The sequence below is a fragment of the Bacillus cereus group sp. BceL291 genome (assembly GCF_051776705.1).
GTDB lineage: Bacteria > Bacillota > Bacilli > Bacillales > Bacillaceae_G > Bacillus_A > Bacillus_A cereus.
Map to the genome: position 1 here is coordinate 1 of NZ_JBPWAP010000249.1, position 416 is coordinate 416.

The window sequence follows — 416 nt, forward strand, 5'->3', positions numbered from 1 at the left end:
TTCCTTCTACAAGTAGACCAAACACATGATGTCTTACCCACATTCCTTGTGTTAACGTAATCTCTTGTCCGTATTGCTTTAACACATTTCCATTTGCATCTAAACATTTCAACTCCATTTTCGCACCATTATCAATGCTAGACTTATTATCTGTATAAAAGTATGCAGAAAAAACGTAATTCCAACCAGGTCCGGCATTTATAACTTCATGTGTTGCACCTCTGTATACGTCTGCTGTATTTCCTGTGGAGATTGTACGAAGTGTATTACACCCCTTATATAAAACGGTTGTATCTCTTGTTGTGCCTGATTGAAGTATCCAATATTTTGTATCATTCTTCCAAAGAACATTCCGTAATACAGTTTGATTACCGATTCCACCAACATAATCTTCAACATCTTTTATTTCAACTTTT

Annotated in this window: 1 pseudogene; it reads right to left on the minus strand. The window is 35.3% G+C overall.

The window, feature by feature from the left end:
- A pseudogene (locus ACS2CR_RS34440) lies at positions 1–416 on the minus strand (phage tail spike protein); the annotation flags it as partial.